Below are 17,012 nucleotides of genomic sequence, written 5' to 3' on the forward strand. Positions count from 1 at the left end.
GTGGAAGGTTGACGCTTCGTGCTTTTCTTGCGGTCGAGGAGGTGCCGCATGAGGTCCGACCCGACGGCTCCCGCGGACCGTGAGCCCCACCTGCTGCTGGTGGAGGCCGTGTTGCGGTCCTCCCGGGAGCACACCGAGTGGTGGTCCGGCGGCGGTCCGCGCCCGCAGCTCCCGCCCGCCTGGGCCGCGTTGTGGCGGGACGCGGTCCGCCGCCAGATGGACCTCGCCGAGGAGCCCGAGGAGGACGCGCGCCGCGCCGTCCAGACCATGCTCGACCAGCTGACCCGCCTCGACCGGGAGGCGGAGTGGTTCCGTGCCGACCCCGCTCTGCGGCAGCGGGCCATCGCCGAGACGCTGCTGTTCACCACCGGTCTCGCGGCCCGGGTGCCGAGCCGGGCCGCCCAGGTGGCCTGGCTGCGCCAGCGTGGCCTGCGGCCGGTCGACTACGCCAGGATCCAGGCCATCGCCGCGGCCCAGGACGACTGGCTCGCCGCCTGGAACGTCTGGGCAAACCGATAAACCCTGCTTCGGTACGCCGTGAGCCCCGTCCGTGCTTCGCCGGGGCTCACGGCGTACCGGGCTGCTGCGCCGGTCGCGGTCACCCCTCGGCTGGTTCTGGTGGCTGTCTCCAGGGCGCGGAGACAGCCATGAGAACCAGCCGGTGAGGTTCGGTGTGAACGTGCGGACGGGCTGCGGGCAAGGACAGACGTGTATGCGATGACAGGCAGGAGGTCCGTGGCCTGCGCGCCGCCGCCCGGGTCGCCGGGAGCGCCGGCGAGCACGACCCCGGTCACCAGAGCCGGGTGGCCGAACGGATGGACGCCGCGGTCACCGCCCACCGGCCGGACCGGTAGGCACAGGTGGCTCGTCGGCACGGAGGAGGACGCCGTGGCCTTGGGCGCGACGGTCGAGGAAGCGTCACAGGAGAGCCCGATGATCGCCCCGTGCGGAGGTTTCTCCGCGAAGGACACGGGCCGACAGCCCTGCGTGGGCTTGGAGGCGGGCTGGAGCAACCCGGCCGAGGAGTGGATGGCCGGCCTGCCCCGCGACCCGGAGGAGATGCTCGACCGCCTGCGTGCGGATAGCCCGAACATCATCATCGATCCCGTGACCGGCGCGTTCATCGGAGAGCGCAGCGTCACCGTCCGTGCGGTCGATGGTGTCCCGCCGGGCACCACCATCGGCTACACCGCGGTCGACATCAGCGTCGTCGGGAAGCTCGGCGCGCGTTCGGGCGGCTGATCCCTGGCACTTTCCTCGGTAGCCCTGCCCCCGCCCGTGCAGGGCTACCGCTGTATCCGGGATTCCGCGTTCGGGGACTGCTCACGGCGTACCGATGAAAGGGTTTTCGCTCAGCATGCGGGACGCGGGGGCCGATGGTTGCCGTGGGGAATGCGAGTTGATACGGTGGAATGCATATTCATACGAAAGGGCGGGGGCAGCGATGGGCGTCCGGGTCGCGGTTGCGGGAGCCAGTGGTTATGCGGGCGGTGAGTTGCTGCGCCTGATCGCCGGGCATCCCGGGTTCGACCTCGTCGCGGCGACCGCGCACAGCCAGGCGGGTTCGGCGGTGAGCGCGGTGCATCCGCAGCTGGCCGGGCTCGACCTGATCCTCGGCGCCACCGACGCCGAGACGCTGCGCGGCGCCGACCTGGTCTTCCTGGCCCTGCCGCACGGGCAGTCCGCGGCCGTCGCCGCCCACCTCGAGCCGGGCGTCAAGGTGGTCGACCTGGGCGCCGACTTCCGGCTGGAGAGCGCCGAGCAGTGGACCCGTTACTACGGCGGCGGCCACGCCGGCACCTGGACCTACGGCCTGCCCGAGCTGCCCGGCGCGCGGGAGGCGATCGCCGGCGCCGACCGGGTCGCCAACACGGGGTGTTACGCCGCGACGATCATCCTGGCGCTCGCGCCGCTGATCGCCTCCGGCGTGGCCGACCCGGAGGACATCGTGGTGGTCGCCAGCTCCGGCACGTCCGGCGCCGGCCGCAACGCCAAGGTGCACCTGCTGGCCAGCGAGATCATGGGTGACCTGTCGCCCTACAAGGTCGGCGCCCATCAGCACGTCGCCGAGATCAAGCAGGCCACCGGCGCCGCCTCGCTGTCGATGACCCCGATCCTGGCGCCGATGCCGCGCGGCATCCTGGCGACGGTGACGGCCCGCCGGCTCAACGGCGGCGACCCGCGCGAGGCGTTGCAGGCGGCATATGCCGACGCGCCGTTCGTGCACGTCCTGCCGGAGGGCGTCTGGCCGCACACCGCGGCCACCGCCGGTTCCAACTCGTGCCACCTGCAGGCCACCGTCGACATCGACTCGGGCCGCATCATCGTCGTGAGCGCGCTGGACAACCTCGGCAAGGGCGCCGCGGGTCAGGCCGTGCAGAACGCCAACATCATGTTCGGCCTGCCCGAGACCACGGGCTTGAGTGTCTTCGGAGTGGCACCGTGACCGTCACCCATCCCAAGGGATTCCGGGCCTCCGGTGTCGCCGCCGGGCTCAAGGCCAGCGGAAACGCCGACGTCGCACTGGTCGTCAACGACGGCCCGGACTACACGGCAGCCGCCGTCTTCACCGGCAACCGGGTCAAGGCCGCGCCGGTGCTGTGGAGCCAGCAGGTGCTCAAGGGCGGCATCGTCCGCGCCGTGATCCTCAACTCCGGCGGCGCCAACGCGTGCACCGGCTCGCAGGGCTTCCGCGACACCCATGCCACCGCCGAGCACACCGCCGCCGTGCTGCGCGGCGGCGCCAAGCCGATGATGATCGGCGCCGGCGACGTGGCGGTCTGCTCGACCGGCCTGATCGGCGAGCTGCTCCCGATGGACAGGCTGCTCCCCGGTGTGAACGCGGCTGCCAAGGCGCTCGCCGCCGACGGTGGCGGCAAGGCCGCCGAGGCGATCATGACCACCGACACGGTGGCGAAGAACGCGGTGGCGCAGCGGGAGGGCTGGTCGGTCGGCGGCATCGCCAAGGGCGCCGGCATGCTCGCCCCGGCGCTGGCCACCATGCTGGTCGTGATCACCACCGACGCCTCCGCCGACAACGACACGCTCGACGCCGCGCTGCGCGCCGCCACCCGGGTCACCTTCGACCGGATCGACGCGGACGGCTGCATGTCGACGAACGACACGGTGCTGCTGCTGGCCAGCGGCGCCTCCAACCGGCAGCCCACCCTGGCCGAGCTGACCGCCGCGGTCACCGAGGTCTGCCACGACCTGGCCCAGCAGCTGATCGCCGACGCCGAGGGCGCCACCAAGCACATCGCGATCGAGGTGCAGGGCGCGGCCAGCGAGGCCGACGCGGTCGAGGTCGGGCGCACGGTCGCCGGCAACAACCTGGTGAAGACGGCGTTCTTCGGCAACGACCCGAACTGGGGCCGCATCCTGGCCGCGATCGGCACCACCGGCGCGGCCTTCGAGCCGGACCGCATCGACGTCGCGATCAACGGCGTCTGGATCTGCAGGAACGGCGCCGCCGCCGAGGACCGGGCGAAGGTCGACCTGTCCGGGCGCGATGTCAAGGTCACCATCCACCTGCACGAGGGCGAGATGGACGCGACCATCTGGACCACCGATCTGTCCCACGCGTACGTGCACGAGAACTCGGCGTATTCGTCATGAACCCTCTGGAGAAAGCCGGCATCCTCATCGAGGCGCTGCCCTGGCTGGAGCGTTTCCACGGCACCACCGTCGTGATCAAGTACGGCGGCAACGCCATGATCGACCCCGAGCTGCAGCAGGCGTTCGCCGCCGACATGGTGTTCCTGCGCCTGGTCGGCATCAAGCCGGTCGTGGTGCACGGCGGCGGCCCGCAGATCAGCCGGATGCTGACGAGGCTGGGCATCGAGAGCGAGTTCCGCGGCGGCCTGCGGGTCACCACCCCCGAGGCGATGGACGTCGTCCGGATGGTGCTGGTGGGCCAGGTGGGCCGGGAGCTGGTCGGCCTGATCAACCAGCACGGCCCGTTCGCCGTCGGGCTGTCCGGGGAGGACGCGGGCCTGTTCACCGCGGTCCGCCGGCAGGCGATCATCGACGGGGAGCCGGTCGACATCGGCCAGGTCGGTGACGTCGACGAGGTGCACACCTCGGCCGTCGACGACCTGATCGCGGCCGGCCGCATCCCGGTGATCGCGACCGTCGCGCCGGACGCCGGCGGTGTCCTGCACAACGTGAACGCGGACACCGCCGCCTCCGCTCTCGCGGTCGCGCTCGGCGCCCGCAAGCTGGTCGTCCTCACCGACGTGCCCGGCCTCTACACGAACTGGCCGGACACCTCGTCGCTGACCAGCGAGATCGACGCCGACGCCCTGGAGAAACTGCTGCCCTCGCTGGAGTCGGGGATGGCGCCCAAGATGGAGGCATGCCTGCGCGCGGTCCGCGGCGGCGTGCCGGCGGCACACGTCGTCGACGGCCGGGTCGCCCACTCGACCCTGCTCGAAGTCTTCACGGAAGAAGGATTCGGAACGATGGTGGTCCCCTCCCCTCCGGCCGCCCCACCCGCCCCCCGTAGATCGGAATGAAGGCATGACTACGCTGGTCGAGCGCTGGCAGCAGACCATGATGAACAACTACGGCACGCCGACGATCGGCCTGGTCAAGGGCGAGGGCGCGGTGCTGACCGCGGAGGACGGCAAGGAGTACGTCGACTTTCTCGGCGGCATCGCCGTCAACGCCCTGGGCCACGCCCACCCCGCCGTGGTCGCCGCCGTCACGCACCAGATCCAGCAACTGGGTCACGTCTCCAACCTGTACATCTCCGAGCCCCCGGTGGCCCTCGCCGACCTGCTGCTGGCGCTGGCCGGCCGGGCCGGGCGGGTGCTGTTCACCAACTCCGGCGCGGAGGCCAACGAGGCGGCGTTCAAGCTGTCCCGGCTGACCGGGCGGACCCATGTCGTCGCCACCGAGGGCGCCTTCCACGGCCGGACCATGGGCGCGCTGGCGCTCACCGGCCAGCCGTCGAAGGCCGATCCGTTCCGGCCGCTGCCGCCCGAGGTGACCCACATCCCGTTCGGTGACGTCGCCGCTCTCCGGGCCGCGGTGTCCGACCGGACCGCGATGGTGATCATCGAGCCGATCCAGGGCGAGAACGGCGTGGTCGTCCCGCCGGCCGGCTATCTGACAGCGGCCCGGGAGATCACCAAGCGGGCGGGCGCGCTGCTGGCGCTCGACGAGGTGCAGACCGGCATCGGCCGGACCGGGCACTGGTTCCACCACCAGAGCGAGGGCGTCGAGCCGGACGTCATCACCCTGGCCAAGGGCCTCGGCGGCGGCCTGCCGCTGGGCGCCTGCGTCGCCTTCGGCCGGGCCGCGGACCTGTTCCAGCCCGGTTCGCACGGCACCACCTTCGGTGGCAACCCGGTCTCCTGCGCGGCCGGCCTCGCGGTGATCCGCACGATCGCCGGCGAGGGCCTGCTCGACCACGTCAAGCGGGTCGGCGAGCAGCTGCGGCACGGCATCGAGGCCCTCGGCCACCCGCTGGTCGACCACGTCCGGGGCGCCGGCCTGCTGCTCGGCATCGTGCTGACCGAGCCGGTCTCCGGTGACGTCGCCGCGAAGCTGCGAGACGCCGGTTTCCTGGTCAACCCCGCCAAGCCGGACGTGATCCGGCTCGCCCCGCCCCTGATCATCTCCTCCGATCAGGCGGACGCCCTGATCGCTGCCCTGGACGGTATCCGGTGACCACCCGCCATTTCCTGCGTGACGACGACCTGACGCCCGAGGAGCAGTCGCAGATCCTCGGCCTGGCCGCGGAGATGAAGGCGAACCGGTTCGGCCACACCCCGCTGGCCGGCCCGCGCAGCGTCGCGGTGTTCTTCGACAAGGCCAGCCTGCGCACCCGCCTCTCGTTCGAGGCCGGCATCGCCGAGCTGGGCGGCCAGCCGATCATCGTGGACACCCAGAACACCCACTTCGGCCGCGGCGAGACGCTCGCCGACGCCGGCCGGGTGGTCGCGCGGTACGTGTCGGCGATGGTCTACCGCACCCACGGCGACGAGCGGCTGGCCGAGCTCGCCTCCGGCGTCAACGTTCCGGTGATCAACGCGCTCAGCGACGGTTACCACCCCTGCCAGCTGCTCGCCGACCTGCTGACCATCCGGGAGCGGTTCGGGTCGACGGCCGGGAAGACCCTGGCGTACGTGGGCGACGCGGCCAACAACATGGCCCACTCCTATCTGATCGCCGGCGCCATGGCCGGGATGAACGTGCGGGTGGCCGGCCCGTCCGGCTTCGACCCGTCGCCCGCCGTGGTCGCCCGGGCGGGTGAGATCGCGGCGTGGACCGGCGGTTCCGTCGAGGTGCTGCGTGACCCGCGGGAGGCGGCCGACGGCGCGCACGTGATCGCCACCGACACCTGGACGTCGATGGGCCAGGAGGAGGACGGCAAGGACCGGCTCACCCCGTTCCGGCCGTACCAGGTGAACAAGGAACTGCTCACCGCCGCCGCCCCGGACGCGATCGTGCTGCACTGCCTGCCCGCGCACCGCAACGAGGAGATCACCGACGAGGTGATCGACGGCCCGCAGAGCGCCGTCTTCGACCAGGCGGAGAACCGGCTGCACGCGCAGAAGGCGCTGCTCGCGTGGCTGCTGAGGGTCAACGACCCATCATGAGCACGCCTCTGACCCGCGCGGGGCGGCATGCCCGGCTCGTCGACCTGATCCGGACGAAGCGGGTCAAGTCGCAGACCGAGCTGTCCGCCATCCTCGCCCACGAGGGTGTCCACGTCACCCAGGCCACGCTCTCCCGCGACCTGGAGGAGCTGAACGCGGTCAAGGTCAGCGGCATCTACTACATCCCCGAGGACGGCCACAAACCGTTGCGGGAGAGCACCGAGCACGGCCCGGCCCGCCTGATCCGCCTGCTGCGCGAGCTGCTCACCGGGGTGGACTCGAGCGGCAACATCGCGGTGCTGCGTACCCCGCCCGGGGCCGCGCAGTACCTGGCCAGCGCTCTGGACCGGTCCGGCCTGCCGGAGGTGGTCGGCACCATCGCCGGCGACGACACCATCTTCGTGGTGGCGCGGGACTCCGGCCCGGTCTCGGGTGCGGAGCTGGCCCTGAAACTCAGCAACTGGAGCAGGTCGGACTCGGAGGAGAGCCGTTCATGACGTTCAAGCCAGCCGTGGAGGCCCGCTTCCCCGACTTCGCCGACCACACCGACAGCCTGGTCGGGCACGGCGTGGAGTTCTTCCTCGCCTCCAACGAGACGCTGCGGCCGCATCTCAACGAGACGCCGTACGGTCACAAGCTCAGCTGGCTCGACTTCACCGAGACGGCCGAGAAGGAGTGGTCGATCCGGGACTTCCTGAACTTCTTCAACATCATCAACGGCATCGCCTTCGGTGACCGGGGCATCCCGATGCCGCAGTGGGTGATGGTCGACCTGATCCTGATGCCGGCCGCGGCCCTGATCGCCGGCCTGCCGCAGGACGAGTTCGCCGCCATGGTCGAGCGGTCCACCTTCCGGTTCGACACCGACGTGAAGCAGTTGCTGCGCAAGGTGCAGCAGGACATGAAGGACAGCGGCTACCGCGGCCCGGTCCCGGTCGGCGGTTACTGCGCGGCCCCGTCCGCCGAGCCGGGCCGGTGGGTCGGCTGGTCGCTGTGGTCGCTGATGCCGGCGGTCGGGCTGGGCAAGGCCGCCAAGGCCCTCGCGCTGTCGGCGTACCGCGCGCAGAAACTCGACGGCGTCACCCAGTACGACAACAGCGCCCTCAAGGTGCACACCGAGTTCGGCGCGCTGAAGATCCTGGTCGCGACCGTCCCGTTCCACACCTCGCCGGGCTCGTTCGTCTACCAGAGCGACCTGACCCTCCCGGCCGGGGCAGAGGTGCCCGAGCCGACCTTCCTGCTCGATCCGTTCGACTACAGTCGCCAGCGGGCGATGCAGAAGGACATCGAAGCGGGCCGCTGTGAGTTCTATGTCCTGCCGCCCGGCCACGTCCGCCGGGACGGTAAGACATATGTGCCGATTCTCGAAAAGGAACTGCCCCGATGACCAAGCGCAAGATCGTCCTCGCCTTCTCCGGTGGTCTCGACACGTCGTACGCCCTCGTGGACTTCCGCGAGAAGGGCTGGGACGTGGTCACCGCCAACATCGACACCGGCGGCCTGCACAGCGGTGAGGCCGAGGTCGTCAAGGCGCGCGCCGAGGAGCTGGGCGCCATCGAGCACCACGTCGTCGACGCCAAGGCCGAGCTCTACGAGCGGGTCGTCACCTACGCGATCAAGGCGAACTACCTGCGCAACGGCGCCTACCCGTCGTGTGTCGGCGCGGAGCGGCTGATCCAGGCGGAGAAGGTCGTGCAGGTCGCCCTCGCGGTCGGCGCGGACGCGGTGGCGCACGGCTCGACCGGCGCCGGCGCCGACCACGTGCGGTACGACGCGGTGATCCGCGCGCTGGCCCCGCACCTGGAGATCGTCACCCCGATCCGGGACGAGCGGCTTACCCGGGAGGGCGAGACCGAGTTCCTGCGTTCCCGGGGTTACGAGGTCAGCGAGAAGGTCAAGCTGTACTCGATCAACGAGGGCCTGATCGGCACGTCGATCGGCGGCGAGGAGACGTACGGCTCCTGGGAGTACCTCCCCGAGTCCGCCTGGACCTACACGAAGTCGATCGACGAAGCCCCGGAGAAGGGCGTCGAGCTGCTGATCAGCTTCGAGAAGGGTGAGGTCGTCTCGGCCGTCACCGCCGACGGCGCGCCGCTGCCGAACGAGAACAACTACGACATCCTGTCGGCGCTCAACGTGCTCGGCGGCGAGCACGGTGTCGGCCGGGGCATCCACATGGGCTCCACCATGGTCGGCAACCTGGCCCGGGTCGGGTTCGAGGCGCCGGGCATGCTGATCCTCATCGCCGCGCACCGTGAGCTGGAGAAGCTGGTGCTGTCGAACCGGCAGCAGGCGACCAAGGCGACGCTCGGCAACACGTACGGCGACCTGCTGCACGAGGCCGTGTACTTCGACCCGATCATGGACGATTTCCGGGCCTTCCTGGACTCCAGCCAGACCCGGGTCACCGGCACCGTGCGGGTCAAGCTGCACAAGGGCAACATCGTGCTGCTGGGCAGCAGGAGCCCGCACAGCCTGCTGGACGCGGCGACCCGCTCGGGCGTCGTCTACGGCCACGGGTCGTCGCTGTGGACCGGCGAGCAGGCCCGCGCGTTCGCCCACATGTACTCGGTGCCGGGCGCGATCGCCCGCGCCGCCGCCGACCCCGCGGAGTGACGACCCCGTGTGTGGATTTCGGGCGCGTATGACGGCCGAAATCCACACACGATCGGGGTCAGCTGAGCCAGGTGGTGAGCACGTGCAGGGTCTGCCGGATCTCCGGGATCGGCACGTGCTCGCCGTCGGTGTGCGCCTGCAGCGGGTCGCCGGGGCCGTAATTGACCGCCGGGACGCCCAGGCCGGCGAACCGGGACACGTCGGTCCACCCCAGCTTCGGCGCCGGCGGGCGGCCCACCAGGTCGACGAACTCCTTCGCGGCCGGCTTGTCGAGGCCCGGCCGGGCGCCCGGCGCCGCGTCGACGACCTCCAGCTCGAAACCGGCGAACACCTCCCGCAGGTGCGTCTCCGCCGCCGCCACGTCACGGTCCGGGGCGAACCGGTGGTTGACGTAGACCGTGCACGAGTCGGGGATCACGTTGCCGGCGATGCCGCCCTCGATCTTCACCGCGTTGAGGCCCTCGTGATATTGCAGGCCCTCGACGACCGGCTGCCGAGGCTCGTAGGCGCGCAGGATGTCGAGCACCGCCCCGGCGCTGTGGATGGCGTTGCTGCCCTTCCACGAGCGGGCCGCGTGCGCCGCCACCCCGGGCACGGTGATCTTCACCCGCATGGTGCCCTGACAGCCGCCCTCGACCGTGCCGTCGGACGGCTCGCCGAGGATCGCGAAGTCGCCGGCCAGCCACTCCGGGTGGTTGCGGACCAGGCGGCCCAGACCGTTGAGCTTGGCCGCGACCTCCTCGTGGTCGTAGAACACGTAGGTCACGTCGTGACGCGGGGCGGTCAGCGTGGCCGCCAGCTGCAGCGCCACCGCGACACCGGCCTTCATGTCGACGGTGCCGCGCCCGCGCATGACATCACCGTCGATGACCACCGGCAGGTTGTCCTTGATCGGCACGGTGTCGAGGTGGCCGGCGATCACCACACGGGTCGGCCGGCCCAGGTTCGTGCGGGCCACCACGGCGTCACCGTCACGCAGGACCTCCAGGTGACCGTAGGCGCGCAGCGCGGTCTCGACGGCGTCGGCCAGGGCTTTCTCGTCGCCGCTGACGGAGGGGATGTCACAGATGGTCCGGGTGAGTTCGACGACATCGTGCGTGAGATCGAGGCGGGTCATCTTGCAAACTTATCAGATCAAGGGCATTTTTATGCGTACGCGTCTCAGCAGTCGCGATGGGCCCGGGCCGCGATCCGGGGCGCACGGAGCAGCGATAGGGTCAGGAAGGTAACGAAACGTGGACGACCGAGGAGAAGGTGTGCCGGAGAGCGACGAGCCGACACGGCTCTGGGGTGCGCGGTTCGCGGGCGGCCCGGCCGAGGCGCTGGCCCGGCTGAGCGTCAGCGTGCAGTTCGACTGGCGCCTCGCGCCCTACGACCTGCTCGCCTCCCGCGCGCACGCCCGGGTCCTGGCCAACGCGGGCCTGCTCGACGCTGACGAGCTGGGCCGCATGCTGGCCGCGCTGGACGACCTGGAGTCGGCCTGCGCCGCCGGCGAGTTCCGTCCCACCGTCGAGGACGAGGACGTGCACACCGCCCTGGAGCGGGGCCTGCTGGAGCGCCTCGGCGCGCTCGGCGGCAAGCTGCGCGCCGGCCGGTCCCGCAACGACCAGGTCGCCACCGACCTGCGGCTCTACCTGCGCGACCACGCCCGCGGGGTGGCCGTCGCGCTGATCGAGCTGGCCGACGCCCTGACCGAGCAGGCCGCCCGCAACGTGGACACCGCCGCGCCCGGCATGACCCACCTGCAGCACGCCCAGCCGGTCAGCTTCGGCCACTGGCTGCTGGCGCACGTGCAGCCGCTGCTGCGCGACCTGGAGCGGCTGCGCGACTGGGACGCGCGCACCGCGATCAGCCCGCTCGGCTCCGGCGCGCTGGCCGGCTCGTCGCTGCCGCTGGACCCGGCCGCCGTCGCCAAGGAGCTGGGCTTCACCGCCCCCGCGCCGAACTCGATGGACGCCGTCGCCGACCGTGACTTCGTCGCCGAGTTCCTGTTCGTGACCGCGCTGATCGGCGTGCACCTGTCCCGCCTCGGCGAGGAGGTCGTCCTCTGGACCTCCACCGAGTTCGGCTGGGTGGAGCTGGACGACGCGTTCGCCACCGGTTCGTCGATCATGCCGCAGAAGAAGAACGCGGACATCGCCGAGCTGTCCCGGGGCAAGAGCGGGCGCCTGGTCGGCGGTCTGGTCGCGGTGCTGACCATGCTCAAGGGACTGCCGCTGACGTACGACCGGGACATGCAGGAGGACAAGGAGCCGGCCTTCGACGCGGTCGACACCCTGGAGCTGCTGCTGCCCGCGCTGGCCGGGATGATCTCCACGATGACCGTCCGGGTGGACCGGCTCGCCGCGGCCGCCCCGGTGGGCTTCTCGCTGGCCACCGAGGTCGCCGACTGGCTGGTCCGCAAGGGCGTGCCGTTCCGCGACGCGCACGAGATCACCGGCAAGCTGGTGGCGCTCTGCTCGGCCCGCGGGTCCGAGCTGGAGGATCTGACCGACGACGACCTGAAGACGGTCAGCGAGCACCTGGACCCGTCGGTGCGTGAGGTGCTGTCGGTGTCGTCGGCCCTCGCGGCGCGCAAGACGCCGGGCTCGACCGGCCCCGGCCCGGTGGCCGAGCAGCTCGCCACCGTGCAGCACAAGCTCGACAACTGGCGGCAGTGGGCGGTGGAGAAGGTCGTCCCCCGCTGACCTTCGCTGCGCGAGACGGGAGCGGCCTCGGCCGCTCCCGTTCTTGTCATAGGCGGCCGGTACCGTGCCGCCATGACCTGGGAGACACCCGATGCCTCGCTCGCGACCGCCCCTCCGGAGGCGCTGCCGCCGCTGCTCGCCGACCCGCCGTGGCGCCGGCGGCGGGGGAGCGGCACACCGTCCGTCCTGGAGCTGACTCCGCCCGGGACGGCGAGCGTGGTGTGGGCGCCCGGCGAGCGGGAGGAGTGGCTGTCGGCCCCGTTCGAGTTGTCCGGCGACGACGACGGGGCGGCCACCGCCGACCGGCTGCGGCGTGGTGAGCCGGTCGATGCCCGTGCGGCGGCCGAGTTCTTCGCCGCCGGGCCGGAGGAGCCGGCCCGGCCGCTGCTCGCGGTCTGGCAGCCGGAGAGCACGCCGGAGTGGCGTTCCTGGATGCGGCGGATCATCGCCCGGTTCGAGGCCGACGCCTTGCGGGCCACCCTTTTCCTCGCCTCCCGGGAGCCGGTGACGACCGAGGGGCTCCTGCTGCCGTTCCGCTCGTCGGACGTCACCTGGCGGATGGAGATGTACCTGCGCGACCCGGCCCGTGCCGCGGCGGCGCGGGCCTGGCTGGAGCGGCACCTCGAGTTCGCGGCGCAGGGGCTCGTCGCCCGCGCGTTCGGCCCCGCGGACCGGGTGCGGCGCAGCGCGCAGCGCGCGCTGTTGTCCCTGGTGGACGCCGGTCATATCGAGGCCGTCCGGGCGGCCGCCCGGTCCTACGGCCCGGCGGCCGAGGCCGCCACCGACGCCGTGATCGCCGCCGGCCCGCCGGCGATCCTGCCCACGAAACTTCCCGCCATCCCCAAATGGTTCGACCCCGCCGCCCTGCCCCCGGTCCGCCTCCGTCGCGCCTCCATCCCACCGGCCGGTGACGGGCCGCTCTCCGCCGGGCCGTCCACTCCGCGGGCCGGTGACGGGCCCGCCCTCGTCCTACCGGCGGCTTCGCTGCGTGACCTGGCGATGGTGTTCGCGCTGCACGATCCCTTCGAGCCCTACCCCGGTCTGAGCGTCGTCCGTGAGACCTGCGAGCCCGCTGATCTGGCCCGGTTCGCCTGGGGGCTGTTCGAGCAGTGGGTGGCCGCCGGCCGCAACGGCAGGCAGAGCTGGGCACTGGACGCGCTCGGCCTGGTCGGTGACGACGAGGTGGTCCGGCGGCTGACCCCGCACATCATGGCGTGGCCGGGGCAGAGCGGGCACCAGCGCGCCGTCAGTGGTCTGGGCGTTCTGGAGGCGATCGGCACCGAGGTCGCCCTCATGCACCTCAACCACATCGCTGAGATGTCGCGCTATGACGGCCTGCGCTCGGCGGCCCGGGACCGGCTCGGCCGGCTCGCGGGGAGGCGTGGTCTCACCGCCGATCAGCTCGCCGACCGTCTGGTGCCGGATCTCGGCCTGGACCATGACGGCGGCCTGACCCTCGACTACGGGCCACGGAGCTTCGCGGTGCGGTTCGACGAGGACCTGCACTTGTGCGTGGCGGACGGGGACGGGCGGTTGCTCACCAGCCTGCCCCGCCCCGGCGCGCGGGACGACGCGGAGCTGGCGCCCGCCGCCTACCAGCGGTTCACCGAGCTGAAGAAGGAGGTGCGCACCGTCGTCGCCGGCCAGCTCAGCCGCCTCGAACGGGCCATGGTGTCCGGCCGCCGCTGGCCGGAGGCCGAGTTCCGTGCCTTCCTCGCCGGGCACCCGCTGCTGCGGCATCCGGTCCGGCGGCTGCTCTGGGGCCGCTACGACGCGAAGGGTGTGCTGACCGGCGCGTTCCGGGTGGCCGAGGACGGCACGTTCGCCGACGTCCACGACGAGGTGACGACGATCGCCGGGGACGAGGTGGTCGGCGTGGTGCATCCGGTTCAGCTGGGGGATTCCCTGACGCAGTGGTCGGAGATCTTCGCCGACTACCGGATCCTGCAGCCGTTCGCGCAGTTGGGCCGGGAGATCGCCAGGGTGACCGAGGCCGAGGCGACGGACAAGAAGTTCACCCGGTTCGAGGGCCGGCAGATGCCGTCCCGCGCGCTGGCGGGCCTGGTGAGGAAGGGCTGGGTGCACAACGCCATGGAGGGCCGCCGGGTGCGCAGCATCGTTGCGAACCTGACGGACATGCTGGACATGGAGCTGATCCCGGGCGTCGACCTCAGCGACGTGGACCTCTGTCCCGAGCAGACCCTCGGCCCGATCTGGCTCGAGCGCCGGGCCACGCTGGGTGACGTCGACCCGGTGGTGTTCTCCGAGATGGTCCGCGATCTGGAGCAGGTGACCGGGAGCAGGTGACCGGGAGCAGGTGACCCGGCGCCACGACGGGCGCGAGGCGGTGGCGGGGCAGTATGCCCGTCACCGCCTTTTTACTTTCTTGACGCACTTCTCACGTCAGGGCAGCGCGGCGCGCTCGAATCCGGCAGCGACTTTCAACCGATGGTGAAAGAAGTTGCATGGCTTAACGCTCTCTCGAGCGCATTCGCGCATCGTTCCCTGCAAGGCATGCAAGCCGGTTACATGTCGGCGTTGTTCCGTAACGCGACCCCGTTGGTAACAGAACGGCAGCTTGCGGCCCATCGAGCGCCCGCGATGCCGGAATAGTGGGGGTTCTCGGCGACGGCCATGTTGCAAGTCGATTCGCAAGGGGTTTCTAAGCCCGAAACTTCTTGCTACCGTCCGGTCGTCACCAAGCAGGTCTTCAAGGAGCGCAACATGCGTCGCATAACCAAGGGACTGGCCGCTCTCTCCTCCGTGGCCCTCGCCTTCTCCGTCGCCGCCTGTGGCAGCGACGCGAAGCCGGCTGCCGGCGAGAGCAAGGCGGCGGCTGTCGACCCGGCTTCGCTGTCCGCCGAACTCACCTGGTGGGACACCTCGGACGCCAAGAACGAGGGCCCGGTCTTCCAGGAACTGATCAAGCAGTTCAACGCGAAGTACCCGAACGTCAAAATCAACTACCAGTCGGTGCCGTTCGCTGACGCGCAGAACAAGTTCAAGACCGCGGCCCAGGCCAAGACCGGCGCCCCGGACATCCTGCGCGCCGAGGTCGCCTGGGTTCCCGAGTTCGCGTCGCTGGGCTACCTCTACTCCCTCGACGGCTCCGAGCTGCTCGCCGACGAGTCGGACTACAACGCGGCCGCCCTGGCCAGCAACAAGTTCGACGGCAAGACCTACGGCGTCCCGCAGGTCACCGACAGCCTCGCCCTGCTCTACAACAAGGAGCTGGTGCAGAAGGCCGGCGTGCAGGTGCCGAAGACCTGGGCCGAGCTGAAGACCGCCGCTCAGGCCGTCAAGCAGAAGACCGGCGCCACCGGTCTCTACATCAACCCGGCCGGGTACTTCACCCTGCCGTTCCTGTACGGCGAGGGCGGCGACCTGGTCGACACCGCGGCCAAGAAGATCGTCGTCAACTCCGAGCAGAACGTCGCCGGCCTCAAGGCCGCCAAGGACCTGATCGACAGCGGCGCCGCTCCGAAGCCGCCGGCGACCGGCGCCTACGACACGATGATGACCCTCTTCAAGGAGAAGAAGGTCGCCTTCATCATCAACGGCCCGTGGGAGGTCGGCAACGTCAAGTCCGCCCCGGCCTTCGGTGGCGTCGAGAACCTCGGCATCGCGCCGGTCCCGGCCGGTTCCGCCAAGGCCGGTTCGCCGATCGGTGGCCACAACTACGTCGTCTACTCGGGCGTCCCGCAGGAGAAGGCCGCCGCCGCGGTCGAGTTCATCAAGTTCATGAACTCCGCCGAGTCGCAGGCGACGCTCGCCGACAAGCTGGGCCTGCTGCCCACCCGCAAGTCGGCGTACGAGATCGGCTCGGTCAAGAACAACGCCGTGGTCTCCGCGTTCAAGCCGGTCACCGAGTCGGCCGTGAGCCGCCCGTGGATCCCGGAGGGTGGCCAGTTCTTCGGCCCGCTCGACCAGATGGCCACCGAGGTCCTGGTGCAGAACAAGGACCCGAAGGCCTCGCTCGACGCCGTGGCCCAGAAGTACAAGGCCGAGGTCGTCCCGTCCTACGCCACCAACTGACGCACTGACCTAGGCGCCGGCCCCGTACGCGGGCCGGCGCCTTTCCTCCCTGGAGCACAGCTGATGAGCACTGTGACCGCCGACGCGGCGCCGAGGAGCGCCGGACTGTCGACCAAGCTGCGGCGGAGCTGGGACAAGCACTGGACGGCCTGGGCGATGGTCGTGCCGGTCGTGGTCGTCCTGGCTGTCCTGATCTTCTATCCCCTGGTGAACGGCATCTGGATCACGTTCACCAATCAGAACGAGGCGAACACCATCGCCGAGATCTGCACCAAGTCGATCACCGGTGGCGAGGTCTGCAAGGAGAACCCGAACGCCTGGTCGTTCGTGGGCCTCGACAACTACATCAACATCCTCACCGGCAAGATCGGCGAGTTCTGGCAGTGGGCCGGCACCACGGTGATCTGGACCGTCGCCGGCGTCTCCTTCCACTACGGCCTGGGCCTCGGCCTGGCCGTCATGCTCCACCGGGAGATGCGCTTCCGCGGCCTCTACCGGGTGCTGCTCGTGCTCCCCTGGGCGGTGCCGGCGTTCGTCAGCGCCTTCGCCTGGAAGTTCCTGTTCAACGAACAGCTCGGTCTGATCAACTCGGTGCTCGACGCGATCGGTGTCGGCCCGGTCGCCTGGTTCGGCGACAAGTGGAGCGCGCTGTTCGTCGCGGTGGTCACCAACGTCTGGCTGGGCGTCCCGTTCATGATGGTCGCGCTCCTCGGCGGCCTGCAGAGCATCCCCGAGGAGCTCTACGAGTCGGCGGAGATCGACGGCGCGTCGCCGTGGCAGCGGTTCAAGAACATCACGCTGCCGGGTCTGCGCCCGGTCAGCATGACGGTGATCCTGCTCGGCACGATCTGGACGTTCAACATGTTCCCGATCATCTTCCTGACGACCGAGGGCGCGCCGTCGGGCGAGACCGAGATCCTGGTGACCGGCGCCTTCCGGGCGGCCTTCGAGGGTATCCGGAACTACTCGCTCGCCTCCACGTACGGCGTGCTGATTCTCTCGATCCTGCTCATCTTCTCGGTGTTCTACCGCCGGGCGCTGCGCAAGCAAGGCGAGGTTTGGTGACATG

The 17,012-nt window shown here is 70.7% G+C and carries 15 protein-coding genes; 14 read left to right on the forward strand and 1 reads right to left on the reverse strand.

The window, feature by feature from the left end; genetic code table 11:
• The first annotated feature begins 48 nt into the window (after nt 1–48).
• The 10 genes from ACZ3II_RS25390 to argG all read left to right on the forward strand — a co-directional run bounded on the left by ACZ3II_RS25390 (nt 49) and on the right by argG (nt 9,221).
• The gene (locus ACZ3II_RS25390) at nt 49–519 is read left to right on the forward strand and encodes a hypothetical protein (protein ID WP_465520205.1); all 471 of its coding nucleotides are present in this window, start codon (nt 49–51) and stop codon (nt 517–519) included.
• A gap of 369 nt (nt 520–888) precedes the next feature.
• Complete coding sequence (locus ACZ3II_RS25395) at nt 889–1,242, forward strand: hypothetical protein (RefSeq protein WP_465520206.1); 354 nt, start codon at nt 889–891, stop codon at nt 1,240–1,242.
• A 202-nt stretch (nt 1,243–1,444) separates the two neighbouring features.
• A complete protein-coding gene (argC, locus tag ACZ3II_RS25400; RefSeq protein ID WP_465520207.1) occupies nt 1,445–2,446 on the forward strand; it encodes an N-acetyl-gamma-glutamyl-phosphate reductase in 1,002 nt (333 codons plus the stop codon).
• Nucleotides 2,443–3,615 carry a bifunctional glutamate N-acetyltransferase/amino-acid acetyltransferase ArgJ gene (argJ, locus tag ACZ3II_RS25405; RefSeq protein WP_465520208.1) on the forward strand — a complete coding sequence of 391 codons (1,173 nt, stop codon included), beginning with the start codon at nt 2,443–2,445 and terminating at the stop codon, nt 3,613–3,615. The genes argC and argJ overlap by 4 nt, the downstream gene beginning before the upstream one ends.
• Nucleotides 3,612–4,514 (forward strand): acetylglutamate kinase, encoded by a 903-nt coding sequence (gene argB / locus ACZ3II_RS25410; RefSeq protein ID WP_465520209.1) that lies wholly within the window; start codon nt 3,612–3,614, stop codon nt 4,512–4,514. Before argJ ends, argB begins: the two co-directional genes overlap by 4 nt.
• Before the next feature lie 4 nt (nt 4,515–4,518).
• Nucleotides 4,519–5,673, forward strand: a complete 1,155-nt coding sequence (locus ACZ3II_RS25415; protein WP_465520210.1) for an acetylornithine transaminase — start codon at nt 4,519–4,521, stop codon at nt 5,671–5,673.
• Nucleotides 5,670–6,605: an ornithine carbamoyltransferase gene (gene argF / locus ACZ3II_RS25420; protein WP_465520211.1), complete on the forward strand. Its 936-nt coding sequence runs from the start codon at nt 5,670–5,672 to the stop codon at nt 6,603–6,605. Before ACZ3II_RS25415 ends, argF begins: the two co-directional genes overlap by 4 nt.
• The gene (locus ACZ3II_RS25425) at nt 6,602–7,102 is read left to right on the forward strand and encodes an arginine repressor (RefSeq protein WP_465520212.1); all 501 of its coding nucleotides are present in this window, start codon (nt 6,602–6,604) and stop codon (nt 7,100–7,102) included. The genes argF and ACZ3II_RS25425 overlap by 4 nt, the downstream gene beginning before the upstream one ends.
• Nucleotides 7,099–7,992, forward strand: a complete 894-nt coding sequence (locus ACZ3II_RS25430) for a hypothetical protein (RefSeq protein WP_465520213.1) — start codon at nt 7,099–7,101, stop codon at nt 7,990–7,992. Before ACZ3II_RS25425 ends, ACZ3II_RS25430 begins: the two co-directional genes overlap by 4 nt.
• The gene (argG, locus tag ACZ3II_RS25435) at nt 7,989–9,221 is read left to right on the forward strand and encodes an argininosuccinate synthase (protein WP_465520214.1); all 1,233 of its coding nucleotides are present in this window, start codon (nt 7,989–7,991) and stop codon (nt 9,219–9,221) included. Before ACZ3II_RS25430 ends, argG begins: the two co-directional genes overlap by 4 nt.
• Before the next feature lie 58 nt (nt 9,222–9,279).
• Here argG and dapE read toward each other — a convergent pair whose 3' ends face one another.
• A complete protein-coding gene (gene dapE / locus ACZ3II_RS25440; protein WP_465520215.1) occupies nt 9,280–10,338 on the reverse strand; it encodes a succinyl-diaminopimelate desuccinylase in 1,059 nt (352 codons plus the stop codon).
• A 118-nt stretch (nt 10,339–10,456) separates the two neighbouring features.
• Between dapE and argH the strand changes: the two genes are divergently transcribed.
• From argH to ACZ3II_RS25460, 4 genes are all read left to right on the forward strand, one after another.
• Nucleotides 10,457–11,908: an argininosuccinate lyase gene (gene argH / locus ACZ3II_RS25445; RefSeq protein ID WP_465520216.1), complete on the forward strand. Its 1,452-nt coding sequence runs from the start codon at nt 10,457–10,459 to the stop codon at nt 11,906–11,908.
• Nucleotides 11,909–11,980: 72 nt separating this feature from the next.
• On the forward strand, nt 11,981–14,215 hold the full coding sequence (locus ACZ3II_RS25450) for a DUF4132 domain-containing protein (RefSeq protein WP_465520217.1): 2,235 nt from the start codon (nt 11,981–11,983) through the stop codon (nt 14,213–14,215).
• Between the two features lie 417 nt (nt 14,216–14,632).
• The gene (locus ACZ3II_RS25455; RefSeq protein ID WP_465520218.1) at nt 14,633–15,943 is read left to right on the forward strand and encodes an extracellular solute-binding protein; all 1,311 of its coding nucleotides are present in this window, start codon (nt 14,633–14,635) and stop codon (nt 15,941–15,943) included.
• Nucleotides 15,944–16,006: 63 nt separating this feature from the next.
• Nucleotides 16,007–17,008, forward strand: coding sequence for a carbohydrate ABC transporter permease (locus tag ACZ3II_RS25460; protein WP_465520219.1), 1,002 nt, complete (start codon nt 16,007–16,009; stop codon nt 17,006–17,008).
• Nucleotides 17,009–17,012: the final 4 nt, after the last annotated feature.

It is taken from the genome of Actinoplanes sp. NPDC019969, assembly GCF_055562375.1.